This is a genomic window from Micromonospora sp. LOL_015 (assembly GCF_048060275.1).
Lineage (GTDB): Bacteria > Actinomycetota > Actinomycetes > Mycobacteriales > Micromonosporaceae > Micromonospora_E.
The window spans coordinates 411897-435821 of record NZ_JBHMIO010000001.1 but is presented as its reverse complement, the minus strand read 5'-3'; the positions used below and the strand labels follow the sequence as shown (position 1 = coordinate 435821).

Genomic DNA, 23925 nt, shown 5'->3' with positions numbered 1-23925 from the left:
GGCTGGGGAAAGCAGCTCGCCACCTCGGCGGTCGGCCGGTCGCGGGTCGGTCACCGGCGCGAGACTACGCGAGGTTCCCGGTCCGAACGAGCAGATTTGGTTCCGGTCCGAGCGAGCAGATTTTACGAGTACGCAACCGCGAGCACGCAGGGACCACCTACGGTCACCGCCCTGGCCGATTGGATAGCCTCGACACGTGGGCAGCGCTCTGGTGATCGAGAACGACCCGACCGACGATCTGCGACGGCTGGGGGAGTGGCTCGCCGAAGCCGGCCTGCCGATCGAGGTGTGCCGCCCGTACGCCGACGACCCGGTCCCGGCCGACCTGGCCGACCGACCGGCGGTGATCGTCCTCGGCGGCCGGCCGTCCGCCGTCGGTCCGGACCCGGCCGCCAGCTGGCTGCCTGCGGTCGAAGGGCTGCTGCGCAAGGCCGTCCGCCACCGGATCCCGACCCTCGGCATCGGGCTCGGCGCGCACCTGCTCGCCACCGCGCACGCCGGCACCGTCGAACGCAGCGCCGCCGGCCCGGAGATCGGGCCCGCCCTGGTCGGCAAGCGGGACGCCGCCGCCACCGACCCGCTGTTCCGGTACGTGCCACTCGCGCCGGACGTGCTGCAGTGGCACGTCGACGAGATCACCGAGCTGCCGCACGGCGCGGTGCTGCTGGCCGCCTCCACGCACTACCCCCACCAGGCGTTCCGCCTCGGTGACCGGGCCTGGGGGCTGCAGTTCCACATCGAGTGCGACCGGGACATGGTCAGCACCTGGGCGGCCGGGTCGACCATCCTGACCGAGCTGCGCCTGCCCGCCGACGTGGTCGTCGATGCCTGCGTCGAGGTGCTCGCTGACATCGAGGAGGTCTGGCAACCGTTCGCCGTCCGGTTCGCCGCGCTCGCCCTCGGCCAGCTGCCCGACTCGGACATCCCCCGGACCCTTCCACTGCTCGGCAGTTAGGCCCCCGATGACCAGACCGACCAGTGCCACCGGCCGGCTCGCCCGATACGGCTTCGACGTCAGCGGCACGGACACCGTCCGGGCCGCCGACCTGCTCGGCCCCGACGGGCTCGGGCTGTGGCAGGTACAGGCGCAGCAGCCCGTCGACCCGCCGGCCGCCGAACTGCTGACCGCACTGTCCCGGGCCGCCGACCCCGATCTGGCGCTGCGCCAGCTGCACCGGCTCGTCGAGGCGCAGCGGCGCGGCACCGGCACCGGCGGCTTCGGCACCGGCGGGTCGCCGGTGCTCGACGCCCTGCACGCCGACCCCGGTCTGCGTCGACGGCTGATCGCCGTCCTCGGTGCCTCATCCAGTCTCGGCGACCATCTGGTCGCCAACCCGGACCAGTGGTCGGTGCTCGCCACCGAGAACGGGGTGGCCCCCACCGCCGACGGTGTCCTCGCCGTCGCCCCGACCATCGCCGACGCCGCGTCGACCGTCGAGACGGCCGCTGGTTCGACCGCCGCGCCGACCCCGCTGGTCGGCGCGGCGGCGATCACCGCGCTGCGCCAGGCGTACCGGTTGGCCCTGCTGCGTATCGCGGCGGCCGACCTGACCGGGGGACGGTGCCTGGAACAGACCATGGCGGCGTTGTCCGCGCTGGCCGACGCGACCCTGTCCGCCGCGTACGACATCGCCGTCGCCGAGCTGCCCGACGGCAGCGGCCCGCCCGGCCTCGCCGTGGTGGCGATGGGCAAGTGCGGCGGCAACGAGCTGAACTACGTCTCCGACGTGGACGTGATTTTCGTCGCCGCCGACAACGCCGACCTGACGGTCGCCACCACCGTCGCCACCCGGTTGATCCACATCTGCGGGTTGGTGGCCTGGCCGGTGGACGCCGCGCTGCGCCCGGAAGGCAACCGGGGGCCGCTGGTCCGTACCCTCGGCAGCCACCTCGCCTACTACCAGCGGTGGGCCCGAACCTGGGAGTTCCAGGCGCTGCTCAAGGCCCGGCCGGCGGCCGGCGACCGCGACCTCGCGCAGGAGTGGATCCGGCTGCTGTCGCCGCTGGTCTGGCATGCCGCCGAGCGCCCGGAGGCGGTCGAGGACGTGCGCGCCATGCGCCGCCGGATCATCGAGAACGTCCCGCCCCGCGAGCTGGAACGCGAGATCAAACGCGGCCCCGGCGGGCTGCGCGACATCGAGTTCGCCGTCCAGCTGCTGCAACTGGTGCATGGTCGGGTCGACGAGACGCTGCGGGCCCCCGGCACGCTGCCCACCCTGCGGGCCTTGGTCGCCGGCGGGTACGTCGGCCGCGCCGACGGCGAGGCGCTGCTGCGCGGCTACCGGTTCCTGCGCGGTGTCGAGCACCGGCTGCAACTGCAGGGGCTGCGCCGTACCCATACCGTGCCGGCCGACCCGGTGGCGCTGCGCTGGCTCGCCCAGGCCCTCGGCTATGCCTCGACGCCCGAAACCGACGTCGTCGAGGCATTCCGGGCCGACTGGGTCAGCCACGCCACCGAGGTACGCCGGCTGCACGCCAAGCTGCTCTACCGGCCGCTGCTCGAATCAGTCGCCCGGGTGCCGGCCGAGTCGCTGCGGATGACCCCGCAGGCCGCCCGGCGCCGGCTCGAGGTGCTGGGCTTCGCCGACCCGGCCGGGGCGCTGCGGCATCTGGAAGCGCTCACCGGCGGCGTCTCCCGGACCGCCGCCATCCAGCGCACCCTGTTGCCGGTGCTGCTGCAGGAGTTCGCCGACGCTCCCCAGCCGGACCGGGGGCTGCTGAGCTACCGGCAGGTTTCCGACAAGCTCGGCAGCACCCCCTGGTATCTGCGGCTGCTGCGCGACGAAGGCCTGGTCGCCGGCCGGCTCGCCCGTACCCTCGGGCTGTCCCGGTACGCCGCCGACCTGCTGGCCCGCGAGCCCGAGGCGCTGCGGATGCTGGCGGCCGACGCCGAGCTCACCCCGCGCGACGCGGCGGTGCTGCGCGCCGGCTTCGATGCCGCTGCGGCCCGCCACCTTGGCAGCGGTGGCGGCGAGCCGCCGGATCCGGTCCAGGCGGTCCGCGCCGTGCGGGCCCTGCGCCGCCGCGAACTGCTCCGGCTGGCCTGCGCCGACGTGCTCAACCGGGCCGGCGCGCTGGCCCCGGCCCGGGAAGCCCGGGGCCGGCTCGACGTGGCCGCCGTCGGTGCCGGGCTGTCCGCCGTGGCCGACGCCACGCTCGCCGCCGCGCTGCGGGTCGCGGTCGAGACTGTGCCGCCGCCGGATGGTCTGCGGTTCGCGATCATCGGCATGGGCCGCCTCGGCGGGTACGAGATGAGCTACTCCTCCGACGCCGACGTGCTCTTCGTCTACGACCCACCGCCCGGCCTCGCCGACGACGAGGCCAGCGCCGCCGCCCGGGCGGTCGCCGAGGAACTGCGCCGGCTGCTCGGCATGCCGGCCCCCGATCCACCGCTCGGGGTGGACGCCGACCTGCGCCCCGAAGGCCGGCAGGGGCCGCTGGTGCGCAGCCTCGCAGCGTACGCCCAGTACTACGCCCGGTGGGCGAAGGTGTGGGAGGCGCAAGCTTTGCTGCGGGCCCGGTTCGTCTGCGGCGACCCGTCGCTGGGCGAGGAGTTCGTCGCCGTCGCCGACCCGGTCCGCTACCCGGCCGGCGGGTTGGGCCGGGAGCAGGTCGTCGAGATCCGCCGGATCAAGGCCCGGGTGGAGACCGAACGACTGCCGCGCGGCGCCGACCCGGCCACTCACACCAAGCTCGGCCGGGGCGGGCTCGCCGACGTCGAATGGGCGGTGCAGTTGACCCAGCTGCGGCACGGGCACGCGGTGCCGGCGCTGCGCGACACCCGTACCCTGGTCGCGCTGGCTGCGGCCCGCGACGCCGGCCTGGTCGACGGGGCCGACGCGACCGCGCTGCACGACGGATGGGTCCTCGCCTCCCGGGTCCGCGACGCGCTGATGCTGGTCCGGGGCCGGGCCACCGACCAACTGCCCCGGCACGGTGCCGAGCTGGCCGGGGTGGTCCGGTTGCTCGGCGGTACCGACCCCGGCCAGTTCCTGGACGGCTACCTGCGGACCGCCCGCCGCTGCCGGGCCGCAGCGGAGCGGGTCCTCGGTGCCTGACCGCTGCGGCGACGCCGGAACGCGGTACCACCTCATCCGCTACGTCGGTCTGGCCGGCGCGGTCGCCCTCGCGGTCGCCGCCGGCCTGGGCGGCGCGCTGCCCGAACCACCGGCCGCCGGCTGGGCGGTCTTCACCAGCGGAACCGGCGTGCTCAGCGTGCTCGCCTGGGCCGCCGGCACCGGTGCGATGGTGTGGGCCTGGTGGTCGGCCCGGCACGGTGTGCCGTCGGTACGGTGGGCGTCGACCACCGTCGGCATCTGGGCGGTGCCGCTGCTGGTGGCGCCGCCGCTGGGCAGCCGGGACATCTACTCGTACGCCTGCCAGGGCTGGATCCTGCGCGACGGTGGCGACCCGTACTCCGGAGTGGCCGGTCAGGGCTGTCCCTGGGTCGACGCGGTCGCCCCGTTGTGGCGCGACACCCCGGCCCCGTACGGGCCACTGGTCGTCTGGCTCGCCGGGCTGGCGGTCGCGGTCGGTGCCGGTCTGACCGGCACCCTGCTGGCGCTGCGGATGACCGCCGTGGCCGGGCTGGTGCTGGTGGCGGTGGCGCTGCCCGGTCTGGCCGCCAGGTGCGGCCTGCCGGCCGGCCGGGCGCTCTGGCTGACCTTGGGCTGCCCGGTGGCGCTGATCCACCTGGTCTCGGGGGCGCACAACGACGCGTTGATGGTCGGTCTGCTGGTCGCGGCGTTATGGGTGATCGCCGCCGGATCGGCCCGTGTGACCGATCCAGGGACCGACGGCATCGGTGGTGCGTCGGTGGCGACCGTCGCCGGTGGGCTGCTGCTCGGGCTGGCCGTCGCGGTGAAGGCGACGGCCCTGGTGGTCGTACCGTTCGCGGCGGTGCTCGCGGTGGCCGGGCCGCGCCGACCGGCCGCCCTGGTACGGGCCGGGGCGCTGGTGGTGGCGGGGGCGGTCGGCGCGGTCGCGGCCACCACGGCGCTGTCCGGGCTCGGTCTGGGCTGGGTGAACGGGCTGTCCCGCAGCGGCGACTCGCGGCAGTGGACCTCGCCGCCGACCGCTGTCGGGCTGCTGATCGACTACCTGGGGCGGCTGGTCGGGGTGCGACTGGACGCGGTGGGGGCGGTCCGCGTGGTGGGCCTGGCGCTGCTCGCCGGTTTCCTCGTGTGGCTGTGGTGGCGGGTGTGGCGCGGCGGTGACCCGTTGTCCGGCTGGCGGGGCCCGGACGGTCGTGCCGTGCCGGTGGCGGACTCCGTCGGCCCACCGGCGACCTGGGACCGGGGGACCGTGGTGTTCGGGGCAGGGCTGGCGCTGGCCGCCACGGTGCTCGCCGCGCCGGTCGTCTACCCGTGGTACCTGAGCTGGCCGTTGGCGTTGCTGGCCGCCGCCGCGTACCGCACCGGGTGGTTCCTGCTGCCGGTGGCGGTCGCCGGTTTCCTGGTCCTGCCGGACGGTTCGGGGGTCGCCGCGCTCACCAAGGCGCCGGGCACGGTGGCCATGTGCGCGCTGATCGTCGTGCTGGTGGTGCGGGCGGTCCGATCCGCCCGGCACCCCGACGCGAGCTGACGGACGTCGGACGAGACCGGGGCGGGCAGCGAAACGGCGGTGGGGGCGAGCCGAGGCCCGCCCCACCGCCGTCGTCCACTGCTGGACCGGCGCGGCCGGAATCAGCAGTCGAAGTACATTGCGAACTCGTGCGGGGTCGGCCGCAGGCGGACCGGGTCGACCTCGTTGGACCGCTTCCAGTCGATCCAGGTGGAGACGAGGTCCGGCGTGAAGACCCCACCCTCAAGCAGGAAGTCGTGGTCGGCCTCCAGCGAGTCCAGCACGGCCGGCAGCGAACCCGGCACCTGCTTGACGTTGCCCCACTCCTCCGGCGGCAGGTCGTACAGGTCCTTGTCGATTGGCTCCGGCGGCTCGATCTTGGTCTTGATGCCGTCCAGACCGGCCATCAGCATGGCCGAGAAGGCCAGGTAGACGTTGGCCGACGGGTCCGGCACCCGGAACTCGACCCGCTTGGCCTTGCCGTTGCTGCCGGTAACCGGGATGCGGGTGCAGGCGGACCGGTTGCGCTGCGAGTACACCAGGTTGACCGGTGCCTCGAAGCCGGGCACCAGCCGGCGGTACGAGTTGACCGTCGGGTTGGTGAAGGCCAGCAGCGACGGCGCGTGGTGCAGCAGACCGCCGATGTACCAGCGGGCGGTGTCCGACAGGCCGGCGTAGCCGGTCTCGTCGTAGAACAGCGGCTCACCATTGAGCCACAGACTCTGGTGGGTGTGCATGCCGGAGCCGTTGTCGCCGAACAGCGGCTTCGGCATGAAGGTCGCCGTCTTGCCGCTGGCCCAGGCGGTGTTCTTCACGATGTACTTGAACAGCTGCAGCTGGTCGCCGGCGTGCAGCAGGGTGGAGAACTTGTAGTTGATTTCGGCCTGGCCGGCGGTGCCGACCTCGTGGTGCGACCGCTCCACGGTGAAGCCGGTGTCGATCAGCTTGCGGACGATCTTGTCACGCAGGTCGGCGTAGTGGTCGACCGGTGGCACCGGGAAGTAGCCGCCCTTGTAGTTGGTCTTGTACCCGCGGTTGCCGCCCTCTTCCTCGCGACCGCTGTTCCACCAGCCCTCGATCGAGTCGATGTAGTAGTAGGCCTGGTTCGCGGAGGTCTCGTGGCGGATCGAGTCGAAGATGTAGAACTCCGCCTCGGGCCCGAAGTAGGCGGTGTCGGCGATGCCGCTCGCCGCCAGGTAGGCCTCCGCCTTCTTGGCCACGTTGCGCGGGTCCCGGGAGTACGGCTCCCGGGTGAACGGGTCGTGGATGAAGAAGTTGAGCGCCAGCGTCTTCTCGATCCGGAACGGGTCGATGAAGGCGGTGGCGACATCCGGCAGCAGCAGCATGTCCGACTCGTGGATCGCCTGGAAACCACGGATCGAAGACCCGTCGAAGGCGAGGCCGGTGGTGAAAATGTCCTCGTCGACCGACTCGACCGGCAAGTTGAAGTGCTGCATCACGCCGGGCAGGTCACAGAAGCGTACGTCGACGAATTTCACGCCCTCGTCTTTGAGGTACCGCAGTAGTTCCTCGGGATTGGCGAACACACGTCCTCCTGGCACGTCGCACTGATGGCTATGCTGGTCGCGACGCTATGGCCGCAGGGTTGCCCCACCATGTCTCTAATGTTTCCGCCGTGTTACGTCCGGTGCGGAGCGTGATCCCGACCAATCGTCCCCCGCAGGATACGGCAGACGGCCCAGACTAGTCTGGCCGTTCGTGGGTATCGGGAGGGGGCAGCGTGGCGGCAAGCGCAAATGCGGCTGCGGGTGGAGCGACCGGTGGCCCGGCGGGGCAGGGTGACGAGGTGCCGAGTCTGCTACGGCGAACCGGCGCTCTGGTGATTGATTGGCTACTTTGTGTGCTAATCTCCAGCCTTTTCGCCGACCCGGCCCGCTCCGGCTGGCCACCGGTGGTGGTGCTGATCGCCGAGTACGGCTTCTTCCTGGGCCTGTTCGCCCAGACCCCGGGGATGTGGCTGGCCAGGATCCGGTGCGTCTCGGACGCCGACGGCGGCCGGATCGGCGTACCCCGGGCACTGCTGCGTGGACTGCTGCTGGCCCTGGTGATCCCGCCCCTGGTGATGGACGGGCGGCGGCGCGGCCTGCACGACCGGGCCGCCGGATCGGTCGTCGTCGCCCCCCGCTGAGCCACGACCGCACCGCCCGGCCCGCGACCCGGGTCGGACCGCAATGGCGGCGACCGCCGGTCAGCGGCCGCGGGTCTGCCGGAAGGCGCCCTTCGGCGGGCGCATGTTCTTCGGAATGGCGCCCTTGGGTATTTGCGGCCGGGCCGACAACGCGGTCAGCCGCTTGTCCAACGCGTTGACGTCCTTGCCGGTCAGGTTGCGCGGCAAGCGCATCAACGTCGTACGCATCTTGCGGATCGACAACTCGCCCTCGTCGGTGCCGATCACGTAGTCGTACAGCGGCGCACTGCCGATCACCTTCGCCAGCCGCCGCTTCTCCTGACCGAGCAGCCCCCGGACCCGCTGTGGGTTGCCCTCGGCGAGCAGGATCACCCCGGGCCGCCCGATCACCAGGTGGACCATGTCCATCTGGGTGGTCGAACTGACCGCCGGCGTCACCCGCCAGTCACCGCGCATGTTCTCCAGCAGCGAGGCCGCCGCACCCGGCTGGCCCTCGGCGACGTTCATCATCGCCGTGTTCGACCGCAGGTTCAGCACGATCAGTACGGCGAGCAGCGCCACCAGGATGCCGACCGGTAGCCACATCCACCCCAAGGCGATCACCACCGGTACGGTGATCGCCAGCGGCAGCACGACGGCGGCCACCGCCAGCGGGACGAACCACTTGTCGCGCTTGGCGGTGAACGAGAACACCATGCCGATCTGCTTCAGCCGCTGGCCGAACGACACCTTCTCCTGGGGTTTCGCCATGCGAGGGAGTCTAGTTGCCGGGGGCGAAGCCGTTCACCGGGCGGTCAGCCGGCCAGCGGCTGGGCCTCGCGCTGGCGCAGCGCCTGCCGGTAGAGCCGGCCGGCGCGGTACGACGAACGCACCAGCGGGCCGCTCATCACCCCGGAAAAGCCGATCTGCTCGGCCTCCTCGCGCAGCTCGACGAACTCCTCCGGCTTGACCCAGCGCTGCACCGGGTGATGCCGCGGCGTCGGGCGCAGATACTGGGTGATGGTGACCAGCTCGCACCCGGCGGCGTGCAGATCGCGCAGCGCCTGTGACACCTCGGAGCGCTCCTCGCCGAGGCCGAGGATCAAGTTGGACTTGGCCACCAGACCGGCCGTGCGGGCCCGGGTGAGCACCTGGAGCGAGCGCTCGTACCGGAAGGCCGGCCGGATCCGCTTGAAGATCCGGGGCACCGTCTCGACGTTGTGGGCGAGCACCTCCGGTCGGGCGGCGAACACCTCGTCGAGCTGGCCGGCGTCGCCGTTGAAATCCGGGATCAGCAACTCGACGCCGCAGCCGGGCCGCAGTGCGTGAATCTGCCGGACGGTCTCGGCGTACAGCCAGGCACCCCCGTCGGGCAGGTCGTCGCGGGCCACCCCGGTGACCGTGGCGTAGCGCAGATCCATCGCCGCGACCGACTCGCCGACCCGGCGGGGCTCGTCGGCGTCGAACTCGGCCGGTTTGCCGGTGTCGATCTGACAGAAGTCGCAGCGCCGGGTGCACTGGTCCCCACCGATGAGGAAGGTGGCCTCCCGGTCTTCCCAACACTCGTAGATGTTGGGGCAGCCGGCCTCCTGACAGACGGTGTGCAGCCCTTCCCGTTGCACCAGCCCGCGCAGCTCGGTGAACTCGGGCCCCATCCTGGCCTTGACCTTGATCCACGGGGGTTTGCGCTCGATCGGGGTCTCGGCGTTGCGGACCTCCAGGCGCAGCAGGCGTCGTCCCTCCGGAGCAATGGTCACCCTTGCCAGCCTACGCCGGCCGATGCCCGCTCGGGCGGTTGGGCGACCGTGCGGCCGCCGTTCACCGGGTGAGTTGGCTCACCCGAGGCATCGATCGGCCGGCGGACCCGAGAGCTGCCGGCTCACCCGAGCGTGGCCAGGTGCCGTTCGACGACCGGCAGCACCTCGGCGACGGTCACCGGCCGGCCGAGCTCGGCGCTCAGCGAGGTGACGCCGACGTCGCGCAGACCGCACGGCACGATCCGGTCGTACGCCGTCAGGTCCGGATCGCAGTTGATCGCGAAGCCGTGCTGGGTGACCCCGCGGGCGACCCGGATGCCGATCGCCGCCACCTTGCGGGCCGGTCCACGGTCGTCGGCCGGCACCCAGACGCCGCTGTGGTTCGGCCCGTCGAGGCGGGTGGCGGCCAGCCCGAACTCGGCGCAGACGTCGATCAGCAGCTGTTCGACCCGGCGTACGTAGGCGACCACGTCGATCGGTTCCGGCAACCGGACGATGGGGTAGCCGACCAGCTGCCCCGGGCCGTGCCAGGTGATCTTGCCGCCCCGGTCGACGTCCACCACCGGGGTGCCGTCCACCGGGCGGTCCCACGGTTCGGTGCGCTTGCCGGCCGTGTACACGCTCGGGTGCTCCAGCAGGAGCACGGTGTCCGGCTCCTCGCCGGCGACCACGGCGGCGTGCAGTCGACGCTGCTCCTGCCAGGCGATCTGGTAGTCGACGACTCCGGCTCGGACCCCGCGCGCGCGGGGAAGGGTGCTGGTCACGCCGTCCAGCCTAGTCCGTTACCGGTCGGTCGGGCCGGTCCGTGGTCCGGCTCACCAGCCGCCTTCGGGCGCCGGCCAGAGCCAGACGTCGGTGATCCGCTGCGGCGGGCCGAGCAGTTCGGTGGTCGCGGTCAGCAGGGCCTCGGCGTCGACCGGGAACTTCGCCCCGTGCACCTGGTCGGCGAGCACCACCGCCTCGGCGTCCCAGTACCGCAGGTCGGCGCGGGCGGCGGCCCGGTCGGCGTCGGTGATCGGCGGCACCACGCCGGTGCGGGCGACCTCGTGCAGCAGCCCGTCGGTGGCCCGGGGGACCGGTCCGATCCGGCCCCGGCCGTCCGGTCCGCCGGGGCCGAGGAAGAAGCCGGACGGGATGGCGAACTCGCCCTGCCGGTGCGCGAACGCGTACGCCTGCCAGCGTTGACCGTCGGGGAGCACGTCGAGGGTGAACGGCACCGGGGCGAGCACCCCGCCCCGGCTGACGTGGTCGCGCCAGGCACCGGAGGTGATGAAGTCCGGGATCGGCTCCCGTTCGATGGTGAGCAGACTGGCCGGGGTCAGCGGCAGCAGCGCCGCAGCGAACGCTGCTGCCCACCACCGGCCGTACCGCGCCTGCCCGGCCGCCCGACGGGTGAGTAGCAGGCTCAGTGTCAGCGCCAGCAGGATGCCGATGACCGGGGTGACCACCATGGCCAGCCGGGCCGGCAGCGCGGCGTTGAACACCGGTGCGCCGGCCAACGGGGCGTACGGCAGCGGGATGTCGGTGATCGTCCCGCCGATCTTCAGTCGGGGGCCGAGGGATAGCACCGCGAACAGTGCGGCGGTGACGGCGAGGGCCCGCAGCGTGGCCCGGCGGCCGGGATCGGCGGCCCGCCAGAGCAGCACCAGGCAGCCGACGGTCAACATCAGCAGCGGTACGCCGAAGAAGCTGTTCTCCTCGGTCTCGTTCGGCGCCAGCCCGGTGCCCAGCCCGGCGACACCGGCGAGCGAGCGTTCTGGGAACGCCCCGTAGGCGAGGATGTCCTCGCTGTGCACCCGGGCGTCGAAACCGGTGCCGTGGAACACCTGCGGGCCGAAGAAGTGCAACCACAACGGGTACGCCAACAGTGCGGTCGCCGCGACCGCAGTGAGCGCTAGGCCGCGCAGCAGTCGGGGGAGCGCGTCGCGGACCTCGGCGGCGCGGCTGCGGTCCAGCGCCGAGACGCCGAGGAACACGCCGCAGGCCAGGGCGGTGAAGAACAGGCCCTCGGCGGCGATCGAGAAGGCCGCCGCGACGAGCGGGCCGAGGATCAGGCCGTTGCGCACCCAGCCGCCCCGGTCCAGCGGCCGCGCCCCGGGGCGCCCACGCAGCGCGAGGACCCGCCAGACGATGATCGGCACCAGCCAGCCGGCGGTCCAGTTGAGGTGGGCGTTGGCGTGCGACACCATCGCCGGCGCGAAGCCGCAGAACAGTCCGCCGACGGCGGCCGCCAGCCGGGACGGCACGAACGGCGCGCCGTTGTCGCCGGTGGGCAGCCGGGACAGCAGCCAGTACCAGGCGAAAGCGGTGCCGGCCAGGTTGAGGGTGAGGATGACCAGGAAGGTCGCCGGTGGCCCGATCAGGAAGGTCAGCGGCGCGAACAGCACCGCGTACACGGTGATCGAGGTGTTGACCGCGAGATTCACCCCGTCGGGGGCGTTGAGCAGGTAGGTGAACAACGGGTTCTCGCCGTGGGTCAGCGCGTACGCCCCATAGCCGAGTAGCCACTCGAACAGCGCCTGGTCGCTGGAGTTGACGGTGATCGCCCGGCTGTCCGGCCCGGCCCACAGCCCGCTGGTGACCCAGCCGGCGAGGGCCACCGCGACCACCGCGACGACCAGGTCGGCGCGCCGGCGGGCCGGGCCGCCGGCCCGGCCCGGTGGACGGCCGCTGGTCACCGGCCGGTCGGTCGCGGCGCTGTCGGGCAGTGGGGACGGAGCGGTCGGCACCGGCGGAGAGTACCAATTTCGCCCGACACGCCCGTGCCGTACCTAGGCTTGACGAAGTTATTGGAAATGACTTCCAATGTACGCGTACCTGTTGAGTTGTTTGGGAGAGATCCACGGTGAAGATCTGTTTTGTCGGTAAGGGTGGCAGCGGCAAGACCACCCTGGCGGCCCTGTTCGCCCGCCACCTCGCGGCCACCCCGGTCGGCGTCGATGGTGCGCCGCCGCTGCTGGCGGTCGACGCCGACATCAACCAGCATCTCGCCGCGGCCCTCGGCGCCAGCGACGACGAGGCGGTGCTGCTGCCGGCGCTGGGCGACCACCTGGCCGACATCAAGGAGTACCTGCGCGGCGACAATTCCCGGATCAGCTCGGCCGCGGCGATGGTCAAGACCACCCCGCCCGGGCGTGGCTCGCGGCTGCTCACCGTCGCCGGGGTCAACCGGATCTACGACGCGCTGGTCCGCGAGGTGGCCGGCATTCGGCTCGCCGTGACCGGGCCGTTCGCCACCGACGATCTCGGTGTCGCCTGCTACCACTCCAAGGTCGGCGCGGTGGAACTGCTGCTCAACCACCTGGTCGACGGCGCCGGCGAGTACGTGGTCGTCGACATGACCGCCGGGGCCGACTCGTTCGCTTCCGGGCTGTTCACCCGGTTCGACACCACCTTTCTGGTTTGCGAGCCCACGGTGCGCAGCGTCGGCGTCTACCGGCAGTACGTCGGGTACGCCCGCGACTACGGCGTACGCGTGCACGTGATCGGCAACAAGATCGACGACGAGTCGGACGTGGACTTCCTGCGCGAGCACGTCGGCGCTGACCTGCTGACCTGGATCGGCCGGTCGGCCTTTGTCAAGGCGGCCGAGCGGGGTCGACACCAGCCGATCACCGCGATGGAGCCGGCGAACCGTGACGCGCTGGACACGATGCGTACGGCCGTCGATGCTTGTGGCAAGGACTGGGCCAGCTACACCCGGCAGGCGGTGGAGTTCCACCTGCGTAACGCCGCCGCCTGGGCCAACGACCGGGTCGGCGAGAACCTCGCCGACCAGGTCGACCCGGAGTTCGTACTCGGGCCAGATCTGCTGGTCCGCTGACCGTCAGCGTGAGGAGAAAGCATGTCCCTCGACGTACCCGCCGCCCTGCTGGAGCGGGCCGAAGCCGGCCGGATCGACGATGCTGAGTTCGTCGACTGCGTACGCCAGTCCCTGCCGTACGCCTGGTCGGTGGTGTCCCAGGTGGCCGCCGAGGCCCAGGGCGGCACGGCCGAGTTCGCCGACCACGCGGTGCCGCCTCCCAGCGAGGCCGAGCGTGGCCAACTGCTGCGGGCGCTGGCCAGCGACGCGATCCGGGGCGGCCTGGAGCGGCACTTCGGCGTCAAGTTCGCCTTCCAGAACTGCCACCGGGTGGCCGCCTTCAAACTCTCCGCCGTCGGCGGTGAGACCTACCAGGAGTTCATCTCCCCGGTGGCCCAGCTACGCAACCAGTCACCCGAGCTGCGTGACTGCTGATCCGACCACCGCGCCGGTGGCCGGCGACCTGAACCGGCCGGCAGTGGACCTGTTCCTGCTGGCGGCACACGGTCTGCCGGCCACCGTCGACTACGCGCGCGCCGCCGAGGCAGCCGGCCTCGGCGGCGTGTGGCTGGCCGAACACCACTTCGTCTCGTACGGGCAGTGCCCGTCGGCCACCACCCTCGCCGGCTACCTGCTCGGCGCCACCCGTCGGATCGCCGTCGGCACCGCGGCGGCCGTACTGTCCAACCGGCATCCGGTCGCGCTCGCCGAGGAGACGGTCCTGCTGGACACGGTCTCCGCCGGCCGGTTCCGGCTCGGGGTCGCCCGCGGTGGTCCCTGGGTGGATCTGGAGGTCTTCGGTACCGGCCTGGACCGGTACCGGGACGGCTTCGCCGAGTCGCTGGACCTGCTGGGGTGCTGGCTCTCCGGCGCGGCGACGGTCGGCGCCGACGGCGGGTTCTTCACGTTCCGCGACGTGCCGGTGGTGCCCCGACCGGCCCGCCCGATCCCGGTCTGGGTGGCGGCGACCTCGTCGGCGACGGTCGACCTCGCGGCCGCCCGAGGGCATCCGCTGCTGCTCGGGGTGCACGACGACGACGCGGCGAAGGCCGCCACGCTGGCCCGGTACGCCGACGTCGCCGCCGCCAACGGGCACGACCCGGCCGTCGTGCCGCACGCCTCGGTGCATCTGATCGGGCTCGCCGACTCCCGGGCCGCCGCCGAGCGTCAGCTTCGCCGGACCCTGCCACCCTGGCTGGCCACCACCCGGGAGTACGTCCGGATCGACGGCTCGTCGCCGGCCCACCGGGACCTCGACGGCTACGCCGAGCGCCTGCTGCGAATCCACCCACTGGGCAGCGCGGCCGAGTGCGCCGCGCGGCTCGCCGCCAGCGCGGCGACCGTCGGCGCCCACCGGCTGGTGCTGATGGTCGAGGGCGCCGGCCCGGCCGGCACCGGCGACCTGATCACCGCCATCGGCACCGATCTGCTTCCGGCCCTGCTCTGACCGGTCCGGAGCTCTGACCGGTCCGGAAGCCACCCGGTGCGAGGTCACGCCTGCGTCAGGGCGGCGTGCAGCGCGTCCGGCAGGTCCGGGTACCGGTAGGTGAACCCGGCCTCGGTCAGCGCCCCAGGCAACACCCGGGAGGACCGCAGCGCCTCGGTGGCGAACTCGCCCAGCGCCACGTGCAACGCGAACGCCGGGATCGGCAGCACCGCCGGTCGGTGCACCGCCGCCCCGAGCGCCTTGCCGAACGCCGCGTTGGTCACCGGCGCCGGCCCGACCACGTTGACCGGGCCGGAGATGTCATCGTGATCCAGCAGGAAGGTCACCGCCCGCAGCCAGTCCTGCATGGCGATCCACGGCACCCACTGCCGCCCGCTGCCGAGCTTGCCGCCCAGGCCGAGCCGGAACGGCAGCAGCTGCGGCTTGAGCAGACCGCCGTCGCGGTGCAACGGCAGACCGGTGCGCAGCCGGACCACCCGTACGCCGGCGTTCTCGGCCGGCCCGGTGGCCGCCTCCCAGACCCGGGCCACGTCGGCCAGGAAACCCTCACCGGCCGGGGCGTTCTCCTCGACCGGCTGGTCGCCGGTGTCGCCGTACCAGCCGACCGCTGACGAGTTCAGCAGCACCGCCGGTCGGTCCGCTGCCGCAAGCCCGGCCATCGCGGTGGCCAGCGTGGTGGTGCTGTCCACCCGGCTGGACCGGATCAACGCCTTGTAACCGTCGGTCCAACGCTTGTCGCCGACCCCGGCACCGGCCAGGTTGATCACCGCGTCGATGGCGGTGAACACCGCTGGATCGAGCTGCCCGGCCGACGGCGACCAGCTGAACTCAGCCGGCCCGCGCGCCGGTCGGCGGACCAGCTGTACGGTCTCGTGTCCGCAGCTGTGCAGGTGGTCGGTCAGTCTGGTGCCGAGGAAGCCGGACGCGCCGGCCAGCAGGATGCGCATGCGGACATCTTCGCTGATCGCGGTGGTGCCGGATGCGGACCACCGCCATCCGGTGCAGAACGGCGGTGGGTGCCGGCCGGGATCGGCCGGCACCCACCGCTGCGGCAACCGGGGTCGCTCTGTCGTGGAACGCGGTCAGGACAGGCCGAGCTCGCCTTCGAACGCGCCGGCCTCCAGCCGCTCCTTGACCGCGCCGAGGAAGCGGGCGGCGTCCGCGCCGTCGACCAGCCGGTGGTCGTAGGACAGCGCCAGGAAGACCATCGACCGGGGTGCGATGATCTCGCCGAACTCCGGATCGTCGACCACGGCGGCGCGTTTCACCACCGCTCCGGTGCCGAGGATGGCGGCCTGCGGCAACGGCACGATCGGGGTGTCGAACAGCGCCCCCCGGCTGCCGGTGTTGGTCAGCGTAAAGGTGGCACCGGACAACTCGTCGGGCCCGATCTTGTTGGTCCGGGTCCGGTCGGCCACGTCGGCGATCCGCCGCGCCAGCCCGCCGAGGTTGAGATCGCCGGCGTCGCGGATCACCGGCACCAGCAGACCCCGCTCGGTGTCCACCGCCACGCCGAGGTGCTCCCCGTCGGGGTAGGTGATCGTGCCGGCCTGCATGTCGATGGAGGCGTTGACCACCGGGTAGGTACGCAGCGCCTCCACCGCCGCCAGCGCGAAGAACGGCAGGAACGACAGTTTGACGCCGTGCTTGGCCTGGAAGTCGCCCTTGACCCGGGCCCGCAACCGGGCGATCTTGGTCACGTCGACCTCGACGACCGTGGTCAGCTGGGCCGAGCTCTGCAGCGACTCGTGCATCCGCTTGGCGATGACGGTCCGGGTCCGGCTCATCTTCTCGGTCCGGCCGCGCAGCGGGCTGGGTTGCGCCTTGGCCGCCGTCGTGGCCGGCGCCGCCGGTTTGGCCTGTTCGGCCTTGGCCTGCTCGGCGGCGGCCCGCGCCTGCTCGGCCGCGGTCAGCACGTCCTGCTTGCGGATCCGCCCGCCGACCCCGGTGCCGCGCACCGAGGCCAGGTCGACCCCCTGCTCGGCGGCGAGCTTGCGGACCAGCGGGGTGACGTAACCGCCGTCACCGTTGGCGCTGGCCGGCGGTGCCGCCGGAGCGGTCTGCGGTGCCGGCGGTGCGGCCTGCGCTGCTGCGGCAGACTCGGTGGCCGGGGCCGGGCTGGCGTACGAGGCACCCGGCTGGGCCGGCGCGGTAGCGGCCGGCTCCGGCTTGGCCGCGGACGTCGGTTGGGCGGGCTCGGCCGGCGGTGCGGCGGCGGGCTCCGGTGCGGCGGCGGGCTCCGGTGCCGCCGGAGCCGAGGCCCCGCCCGGGCTGCCGACCAGGGCCAGTTCGGCACCGACGTCGGCGGTGTCGTCCTCCGGCACCTTGATTTCCAGCAGCGTCCCCGCGACCGGCGACGGGATCTCGGTGTCGACCTTGTCGGTGGAGACCTCCAGCAGCGGTTCGTCGACCTCGACGGACTCACCGACCTGCTTGAGCCAGCGAGTGACGGTGCCTTCGGTGACGCTCTCGCCGAGGGCTGGCATCCGGACCGCGGTGGCGTCGCCACCGGTCGCGGGTGGGGAGCTGTCGGCCGCTGGCTGGGCCGGCGCTGCGGCCGGCTCCGGCTCGGCGGGCTGTTCCTGCGACGTGGTCGCGGCGGGGGCGGTCTGTCCGCTGTCGTCCTGCTGCCCACTGTCGTCCTGACCACCGGAGATGACCGCGAGTTCGCTGCCCACCTCGGCGGTCTCGTCCTCGCTCACCACGATCCGGGTGAGCACCCCGGCCGCAGGCGACGGGATCTCGGTGTCGACCTTGTCGGTGGAGACCTCCAGCAGCGGTTCGTCGACCTCGACCCGGTCGCCTTCCTGCTTCAACCAGCGGGTGACGGTGCCCTCGGTGACGCTCTCGCCGAGCCGGGGCATGGTGACCGATACCGGCATATCTACAAGACTCCTCTAGTCAGGCGTGTGCGTGCAGCGGCTTGCCGGCCAGGGCCAGGTGGGCCTCGCCCAGCGCCTCGCCCTGGGTCGGGTGGGCGTGTACGAGTGGTGCGACGTCGGCCGGGTCGGCCTCCCAGTTGTAGATCAACTGTGCCTCGCCGATCAGCTCGCCGACCCGGGCACCGACCAGGTGCAGTCCCACGACCGGGCCGTCGACGACCCGGACGAGCTTGACGAAGCCGGCGGTCTTGAGAATCTGGCTCTTGCCGTTGCCGCCGAGGTTGTAGTTGTAGGTCTTGACCTTGTCGGCCCCGTACTGCTCCTTGGCCTTCGCCTCGGTCAGCCCGACCGACGCGAGCTCAGGGTCCGAGTAGGTGACCCGGGGGATGCCGTTCTCGTCGATCACCGCAGGGTTGCGGCCGGCGATCTCCTCGGCGACGAAGATGCCCTGCTGGAAACCGCGGTGGGCCAGCTGCAGGCCAGGCACGATGTCGCCCACGGCGTAGACGTTCGGCAGGTTGGTCCGCAGCCGCTCGTCGGTCAGCACGAAGCCACGGTCCATCTTCAGACCCTGCTCTTCGTACCCGAGGTTGGCGGTCACCGGCCCGCGCCCGACGGCGACCAGCAGCAGCTCGGCCTCCAGGGTCTCGCCGCCGGCGATCGTCATCCGGACGCCGGACTCGGTACGTTCGACCTTCTCGAACGGCTTGCCGGTCTTGAACCCGATGCCGCGCTTGCGGAACGCCCGCTCCAGCGCCTTGGACGACTCCTCGTCCTCGGCGGCGACCAGCCGGGGCAGCGCCTCGACGATGGTCACGTCGACCCCGAAGGAGCGCCAGACGCTGGCGAACTCGACACCAATCACCCCGCCGCCGAGCACGATCGCCGACGACGGCACCCGGTCCAGCTCCAGCGCGTGCTCGCTGGTCAGAATCCGCTCGCCGTCGACCTCGATGCCGGGCAGGCTGCGTGAGTAGGACCCGGTGGCCAGGATCACGTTGCGGCCGGTGTACCGGGCCCCGTCGACCTCGACGGTGTCCGGGCCGACCAGCCGGCCGGTGCCCGCCACGTAGGTGATCTTCGAAGACTTGATCATGCCCTGCAGGCCCTTGTACAGCCGGCCGACCACGCCGTCCTTGTAGCTGTTCACTCCGGCCATGTCGATGCCGACCAGGTCCGCCTTGACGCCGAACTGCTCGGACTCGCGCGCGTTGTCGGCCACTTCGGCGGCGTGCAGCAGCGCCTTGGTGGGGATGCAGCCACGGTGCAGGCAGGTGCCACCGACCTTGTCCTTCTCGATCAGGGCTACCGACAAATCGAGTTGTACGGCGCGCAGGGCAGCCGCGTAGCCTCCACTACCGCCGCCGAGGATGACCAGGTCGAAGGTCCCGCCGTTCGGCTCACTCACAGTTCACTCCCAGGTCACGTCGCTGCACAGGAGGGCCGTCCCCTGCGTCGTCCCATGGAACGGGCAGACTTTCCCCGGTCATCTTGTCACTTGTAGTGTCTGAACGCTCAACGAGGTGCCCAAGGACACGTGGTCGCAACGTAGGCTTGCCCTGTCCGTCTATGCGCGCGGGCGTGGGACAGCCGGGCCGGCCCGACCGCATCAGGCCGCCCGGCCGGCACCTGCGCGGTCTTGTCAGCTGGGGGAGGGGAACGCCGGTGGCGTGGTTTCGTCGGCGCAAGCAGTCGAGCGGGGCACCGGGAGGCCGGCCGGCGAACCGGGCCGATCTCGACCATCTCGAGGAGTTCGTCCGCAGCCGCCGCGGGGTCGAGGCGTTCATCGAGCCCCGGACCACGGTTACCGAGACGACGGTGATGCTCATCGCGTACGACGGTGAGTGGACCCGTCGTCGGGTCGACGGCCCGGACACCGCCCGTCGCTTCGCGCACAAGATGGCCATCCCGATCTACGACGTGGCGCTGGTCGGTTACCCGCAGCGGATGCGGGACTTCAACGAACGGCGCAAGCGGGCCGACCGGGCCGACCGGGGCTGACGTCCCCGCGTGGGTCGGGTGCCGGCCGGCACCCGACCCACGTCGGGCTGTGACGGGTCAGCCGTTGGCCGCGATGTCCTGCACCAGGTGCACCAGCGTGCGCACCGGTACGCCGGTGCCGCCCTTGCTCCAGTAGCCGAACGGCTCGCCGGAGTGGTAGGCCGGGCCGGCGACGTCGAGGTGCGCCCAGGCGACCCCCTCGCTGACGAACTCGCGGAGGAACACCCCGCCCTGCAGCATGTGGCCGGCCCGGTCCATCGCCGAGTTCACCTGGCTGATGTCCGCCACCTCCGACTCCATGCCCTTGCGGACGTCGTCGGGCAGCGGCATCGGCCAGGCCGGCTCACCCACCGCGTCCCCGCCGGCCCGTACCCGGGCACACAGCTCGTCGCTGCCCATCACCCCGGCCATCCGCTTGCCCAGCGCGACCACCTGACCGCCGGTCAGCGTCGAGGTCTCGAGCAGGTAGTCGCAGCCGTCCGCGCAGGCCCGGGCCATCGCGTCGGCGAGCACCATCCGGCCCTCGGCGTCGGTGTTGAGCACCTCCACCCGCTTGCCGTCGAACATGGTCACCACATCGCCGGGCCGGTACGCCATACCCGACGGCATGTTCTCCGCCATCGGCAGGTACGCGGTGACCGGCACCGACGGCCGCAGCGCGGCGATCGCCAGCATCGCCGCCCCGACGGCGGCCGCGCCGGCCATGTCCGACTTCATCTCCCACATGCCCTGCGCCGGCTTGATCGACACTCCGCCGGTGTCGAAGGTGATGCCCTTGCCGACCAGCGCGACCCGTGGGGCGTCCGGGGCCGCCTCCGGCGGGGTATAGGAGAGGATCACCAGCCGGGGTGGTGCGGCCGAGCCGCCGCCCACGGCGAGGATCCCGCCGTAGCCCCCGTCGACCAGCGCCTGCTCGTCCAGCACCTGCACGGTCAGCCCGGCGGCGACCGCAGCGTCCCGTACCGAATCGGCGAACGCCGGTGGCCGCAGCTCGTTCGGCGGGGTGTTCACCCAGTCCCGGCAGGCGATCACCGCCGCGGCGACCGCCTCTGCCCGGGCCACCTCGGCCCGCACCGCGGGGTCGGCGGCGTCGGTGACGTGCAGGGCGATCGAGGCGACCGGTGCCCGTCGACCCGGCTGCGGCCGGGTCTTGTAGCCGGCGAACCGGTAGCTACCGAGCAGCGCGCCCTCGGCGACCGCGCGCAGTGCCGCCGGTCCGTCCGCGTCATCCGGGACCGGCAGCGCCACGGCGACCCGCGAGGTGCCGGCGAGCGCCCGTACCGCCGCGCCGGTGGCCCGGCGCAGCGTCTCCGGGGCGGGTGCCGCGCCGGTCGGCTCCGGACCCAGCCCGACTGCGACCAGCAGCGGCGGCCCGACCGTACCGAGCGTGGCCAGCTTGATCACTTCGCCGGCGGCTCCGGTGGCGCCGAGTAGACTAAGGGTCTCGGTCAGTCGACCCTCGAACGCGACCGCGATGCTCTCCGCCCCGGTCGCCAGCAGCAGGGCGGGCGTCGTGCCCGGCGCGCCGTCCGCCGCCTGGTCTGCGTCCGGCTGGTCCTGACTGTGTACGCCGATCACCAGCGCGTCCACGGCCAGCTCAGCGGGGTCGGTGTCGACCAGGTCCAGGGTTGTGGTGGTTGATGTCACTCGGCATCTCCGGGCAGCTGGGCCGGTCGCCTTGTGGGCGACCGGCGGGTTGGTCTCCGGCGCAACTTGCTCCGCCGGACGGGGTGGTGCCCCGCCGATGCTAGCTACCTGCGGGTCCGCCGGTAAGTTGCCTCCCATGACCGAGGTGACCATGACCGGGGACGGCGCGCCGCGCAAATCCCCACTGCACGACCGGCACGTCGCGCTCGGCGCGAAGTTCGCGGCCTTCGGCGGCTGGCAGATGCCGCTGGAGTACGCCGGCGGCGGCGTACTGCGTGAGCACGAGTCGGTGCGTGACACCGTCGGCGTGTTCGACGTGTCGCACCTCGGCAAGGCCCGGGTCACCGGACCCGGCGCGGCGGCGTTCGTCAACTCCTGTCTCAGCAACGACCTGGACCGCATCACCGCCGGCTCGGCCCAGTACACGCTCTGCTGCGACGACGCCACCGGCGGCGTCGTCGACGACATCATCGCCTACCGGTACGCCGACGACCACGTGTTCCTGGTGCCCAACGCGGCCAACACCGGCGAGGTGGTCGGCCGGCTGCGGGCGGCGGCGCCGGGCGGGGTCACGGTGACCGACGAGCACACCGGGCACGCCGTACTGGCGGTGCAGGGACCTGCCTCGGCCGGACTGCTCGCCGGGCTGGGGCTGCCGACCGGGCATCCGTACATGAGCTTCGCCGCCGGTCGGCTGGCCGGCACCGACCTGGTCGTCTGCCGGACCGGGTACACCGGCGAGCACGGCTACGAACTGGTGGTGCCGGCCGAGGCGGCGGGCCGGGTGTGGGACCTGCTGCTGGCCGCCGAGACACCGGTCGCCGCGCGGGCCTGCGGGCTGGGCGCGCGGGACACGCTGCGTACCGAGATGGGGTATGCGCTGCACGGTCAGGACCTTACGGTGGCGGTCACCCCGGTGCAGGCCCGGCTCGGTTGGGCGGTTGGCTGGCGCAAACCGGACTTCTGGGGTCGGACCGTACTGCTGGCGGAGAAGGCGGCCGGGCCGGCCCGGCTGCTGCGCGGTCTGCAGGCCGTACAGCGGGCCATCCCGCGACCCGGCATGGCGGTGCTGCTCGACGGAGCGCAGGTCGGTGCGGTGACCAGCGGTACGTTCTCGCCGACCCGCAAGACAGGCGTCGGCCTGGCTCTGCTGGACACCGCCGCAGTGCCGACCGAAGGTGTCGAGGTGCAGGTCGACGTGCGCGGCCGGCGCGCGCCGATGCGGGTGGTGACCCCGCCGTTCGTGCCGTCATCGGTGCGTTGACTGCCAGCTGCGCTGCCTGCGTCCCGGCTCAGCGCCCGGCCGGGCCGTTCACCGCCCGATCGGGCCCCGGTCGCCCTGATCGAGCACCGACTCGGTCCAACCACCCTCCACCATCCGGTCCCCGCTGATCAGCGCCCAGTCGACCACGTCCGCGGCGTGCACCTCGACCGGGCTGCCGACCCGTACGGTCGGGTCGCAGACCGCGTCGACCGTGCTGGCCGCGTGAATCCGGCCGGGATGCGGCCAGCCGGTGACGCTGGCCCACACGTACTCGTGGCCGTCCGGCGCGGTGAGACCGTACTTGACCAGCAGTTGACCCCCGAGCGTGCGGGCGAGGAACCGGGCCCGGACCTCGCCCAGCGACCGGCGGGCGGTGGTGATCGCCTGCGCCATCGCGTCGCTCTGTCGAGCGTAGTGGATCTCCGGCTGCCCGGCGCCGAAGAGCTCGCCGCAGACCTGGGTGAAATAGTCCCCGGCGTCGCTGTCGGCCACCTGCGGCGGCGGACGGAGGGTGAGGAAGGAGTCGGCCTCCGGATCGGTCGACGGGTCCAGCACGATCCGCAGGAGCGCAGAACCCGCCGAATCGTGCCGGTCCTGGTTGCCGTACGCGACGGCGATGTCGTGACCGGACACCGGCAGGTTCACCGGCAGCTGGACGAAGGCCGGCGGCTCCGGTTCAGCCAACGCCTCGGTCCAGATCCGCAGCAGCCGTCGGGCGGTCCCGGTCATGATCGCCCCCCAGGCCCGGACGAATCTCGGCGGCACCTGCTGCGCCTGCAGCTCCAGCAGCCCGAACCGACGTAGCCCTTTCGTGGTGAACCAGAGCCCGTCGTCGTCGGGGGAGTAGGGCACCAGGACCCAGTCGACCAGGCGGATCCGTCCGTCGGCGTCGGGCAGCGACCGCAACGCGCCGGCCGGGTCGAGGAACTGCAGCCCGAACAGGTCGATCAGGTCGACGCCGAGCGCGTCGGCCAGCGCCGCGCCGACCGCCCGCGCGGCCCACTCGTGCGCCGGCGGCCAACCCGGCCGGTAGCTGGCCTGCACCACCACGCAACGCTGCGCGGTGCGCAGCCGGGCCAGCTGACCGCCGGTGGCCCCGAACGCGGCCAACAGGTCCGGCGGCAGCTCCGGCAGCCGGTCGACCGGGCGGGTCTGCACGGTCATCAGCGGGCTGCCGAGCACCTGCCGGGTCAGGTCACGTACCGGCCGGGACAGCCGGTCACCGAGCCGGTCCACCGCGTCCAGCGCATCCGGTACGGCCACGTCCGGCGGTACCACCGGGACCAGGTAGGTGGCGACCAGCGACTCCGGCACCGGAACCGGCAGCAGCAGGTCGTCCGAACTCGCGGCCATCAGGTTGTCCCCCCGGGTCGTACGTGGCTGGCGAGGTGAACGCTACCGCGCACCGGACCCGTGGCGGCCGAGGTTGCCGATC

19 protein-coding genes are annotated in these 23925 nt (G+C 72.6%); 9 read left to right on the top strand and 10 right to left on the bottom strand.

Annotated features, from left to right (window positions below; translation table 11 throughout):
* Positions 1-196: 196 nt before the first annotated feature.
* Genes ACFHWU_RS01850 through mptB form a run of 3 tightly spaced genes read left to right on the top strand, consistent with a single transcriptional unit; the run spans position 197 to position 5583 of the window.
* Positions 197-955, top strand: coding sequence for a type 1 glutamine amidotransferase (locus ACFHWU_RS01850; protein WP_416551461.1), 759 nt, complete (start codon positions 197-199; stop codon positions 953-955).
* A 7-nt stretch (positions 956-962) separates the two neighbouring features.
* Complete coding sequence (locus tag ACFHWU_RS01845) at positions 963-4058, top strand: bifunctional [glutamine synthetase] adenylyltransferase/[glutamine synthetase]-adenylyl-L-tyrosine phosphorylase (RefSeq protein ID WP_416551463.1); 3096 nt, start codon at positions 963-965, stop codon at positions 4056-4058.
* Positions 4051-5583, top strand: coding sequence for a polyprenol phosphomannose-dependent alpha 1,6 mannosyltransferase MptB (gene mptB, locus ACFHWU_RS01840; protein WP_416589653.1), 1533 nt, complete (start codon positions 4051-4053; stop codon positions 5581-5583). The genes ACFHWU_RS01845 and mptB overlap by 8 nt, the downstream gene beginning before the upstream one ends.
* Before the next feature lie 101 nt (positions 5584-5684).
* On the opposite strand, the gene glnA is transcribed toward mptB, so the two are convergent.
* Positions 5685-7109, bottom strand: coding sequence for a type I glutamate--ammonia ligase (glnA, locus tag ACFHWU_RS01835; protein WP_416551467.1), 1425 nt, complete (start codon positions 7107-7109; stop codon positions 5685-5687).
* Between the two features lie 260 nt (positions 7110-7369).
* Here glnA and ACFHWU_RS01830 point away from each other — a divergent pair, with 260 nt between their 5' ends.
* Complete coding sequence (locus tag ACFHWU_RS01830; protein WP_416589708.1) at positions 7370-7711, top strand: RDD family protein; 342 nt, start codon at positions 7370-7372, stop codon at positions 7709-7711.
* 60 nt (positions 7712-7771) lie between these two features.
* Here ACFHWU_RS01830 and ACFHWU_RS01825 read toward each other — a convergent pair whose 3' ends face one another.
* The 4 genes from ACFHWU_RS01825 to ACFHWU_RS01810 form a co-directional block, all read right to left on the bottom strand.
* A complete protein-coding gene (locus tag ACFHWU_RS01825) occupies positions 7772-8461 on the bottom strand; it encodes a DUF4191 domain-containing protein (RefSeq protein WP_416551469.1) in 690 nt (229 codons plus the stop codon).
* 44 nt (positions 8462-8505) lie between these two features.
* The gene (gene lipA / locus ACFHWU_RS01820) at positions 8506-9447 is read right to left on the bottom strand and encodes a lipoyl synthase (RefSeq protein WP_416551471.1); all 942 of its coding nucleotides are present in this window, start codon (positions 9445-9447) and stop codon (positions 8506-8508) included.
* Between the two features lie 122 nt (positions 9448-9569).
* Positions 9570-10211 (bottom strand): lipoyl(octanoyl) transferase LipB, encoded by a 642-nt coding sequence (gene lipB / locus ACFHWU_RS01815; RefSeq protein ID WP_416589652.1) that lies wholly within the window; start codon positions 10209-10211, stop codon positions 9570-9572.
* Positions 10212-10262: 51 nt separating this feature from the next.
* A complete protein-coding gene (locus ACFHWU_RS01810; protein ID WP_416551475.1) occupies positions 10263-12176 on the bottom strand; it encodes a DUF2079 domain-containing protein in 1914 nt (637 codons plus the stop codon).
* A gap of 116 nt (positions 12177-12292) precedes the next feature.
* Between ACFHWU_RS01810 and ACFHWU_RS01805 the strand changes: the two genes are divergently transcribed.
* Genes ACFHWU_RS01805 through ACFHWU_RS01795 form a run of 3 tightly spaced genes read left to right on the top strand, consistent with a single transcriptional unit; the run spans position 12293 to position 14696 of the window.
* Positions 12293-13270 carry an ATP-binding protein gene (locus ACFHWU_RS01805; RefSeq protein ID WP_416589651.1) on the top strand — a complete coding sequence of 326 codons (978 nt, stop codon included), beginning with the start codon at positions 12293-12295 and terminating at the stop codon, positions 13268-13270.
* 21 nt (positions 13271-13291) lie between these two features.
* Complete coding sequence (locus tag ACFHWU_RS01800; RefSeq protein ID WP_416551479.1) at positions 13292-13684, top strand: SCO5389 family protein; 393 nt, start codon at positions 13292-13294, stop codon at positions 13682-13684.
* Positions 13674-14696 (top strand): LLM class flavin-dependent oxidoreductase, encoded by a 1023-nt coding sequence (locus tag ACFHWU_RS01795; RefSeq protein ID WP_416551481.1) that lies wholly within the window; start codon positions 13674-13676, stop codon positions 14694-14696. Before ACFHWU_RS01800 ends, ACFHWU_RS01795 begins: the two co-directional genes overlap by 11 nt.
* A gap of 44 nt (positions 14697-14740) precedes the next feature.
* On the opposite strand, the gene ACFHWU_RS01790 is transcribed toward ACFHWU_RS01795, so the two are convergent.
* From ACFHWU_RS01790 to lpdA, 3 genes are all read right to left on the bottom strand, one after another.
* On the bottom strand, positions 14741-15643 hold the full coding sequence (locus ACFHWU_RS01790) for a TIGR01777 family oxidoreductase (protein WP_416551483.1): 903 nt from the start codon (positions 15641-15643) through the stop codon (positions 14741-14743).
* Positions 15644-15778: 135 nt separating this feature from the next.
* Entirely contained in the window at positions 15779-17578 is a 1800-nt protein-coding gene (gene sucB, locus ACFHWU_RS01785; protein WP_416589650.1) for a 2-oxoglutarate dehydrogenase, E2 component, dihydrolipoamide succinyltransferase, read from the bottom strand.
* Between the two features lie 19 nt (positions 17579-17597).
* Positions 17598-18986 carry a dihydrolipoyl dehydrogenase gene (gene lpdA, locus ACFHWU_RS01780; RefSeq protein WP_416551487.1) on the bottom strand — a complete coding sequence of 463 codons (1389 nt, stop codon included), beginning with the start codon at positions 18984-18986 and terminating at the stop codon, positions 17598-17600.
* 257 nt (positions 18987-19243) lie between these two features.
* Between lpdA and ACFHWU_RS01775 the strand changes: the two genes are divergently transcribed.
* Positions 19244-19579, top strand: coding sequence for a hypothetical protein (locus tag ACFHWU_RS01775; protein WP_278170383.1), 336 nt, complete (start codon positions 19244-19246; stop codon positions 19577-19579).
* Positions 19580-19636: 57 nt separating this feature from the next.
* On the opposite strand, the gene ACFHWU_RS01770 is transcribed toward ACFHWU_RS01775, so the two are convergent.
* Positions 19637-21226, bottom strand: a complete 1590-nt coding sequence (locus tag ACFHWU_RS01770; protein WP_416551490.1) for a leucyl aminopeptidase — start codon at positions 21224-21226, stop codon at positions 19637-19639.
* Positions 21227-21362: 136 nt separating this feature from the next.
* Between ACFHWU_RS01770 and gcvT the strand changes: the two genes are divergently transcribed.
* A complete protein-coding gene (gene gcvT / locus ACFHWU_RS01765; protein WP_416551492.1) occupies positions 21363-22490 on the top strand; it encodes a glycine cleavage system aminomethyltransferase GcvT in 1128 nt (375 codons plus the stop codon).
* Between the two features lie 48 nt (positions 22491-22538).
* Here gcvT and ACFHWU_RS01760 read toward each other — a convergent pair whose 3' ends face one another.
* A complete protein-coding gene (locus ACFHWU_RS01760; RefSeq protein WP_416551494.1) occupies positions 22539-23843 on the bottom strand; it encodes a DUF2314 domain-containing protein in 1305 nt (434 codons plus the stop codon).
* Positions 23844-23925: the final 82 nt, after the last annotated feature.

Excerpts from the sequence above, each read along its gene's own strand:
- gcvT (WP_416551492.1), top strand. The coding sequence starts at position 21,363 with ATGACCGAGGTGACCATGACCGGGGACGGCGCGCCGCGCAAATCCCCA.
- ACFHWU_RS01825 (WP_416551469.1), bottom strand. The coding sequence starts at position 8,461 with ATGGCGAAACCCCAGGAGAAGGTGTCGTTCGGCCAGCGGCTGAAGCAG.
- ACFHWU_RS01790 (WP_416551483.1), bottom strand. The coding sequence starts at position 15,643 with ATGCGCATCCTGCTGGCCGGCGCGTCCGGCTTCCTCGGCACCAGACTG.
- ACFHWU_RS01845 (WP_416551463.1), top strand. The coding sequence starts at position 963 with ATGACCAGACCGACCAGTGCCACCGGCCGGCTCGCCCGATACGGCTTC.
- ACFHWU_RS01760 (WP_416551494.1), bottom strand. The coding sequence starts at position 23,843 with ATGGCCGCGAGTTCGGACGACCTGCTGCTGCCGGTTCCGGTGCCGGAG.
- ACFHWU_RS01800 (WP_416551479.1), top strand. The coding sequence starts at position 13,292 with ATGTCCCTCGACGTACCCGCCGCCCTGCTGGAGCGGGCCGAAGCCGGC.
- sucB (WP_416589650.1), bottom strand. The coding sequence starts at position 17,578 with ATGCCGGTATCGGTCACCATGCCCCGGCTCGGCGAGAGCGTCACCGAG.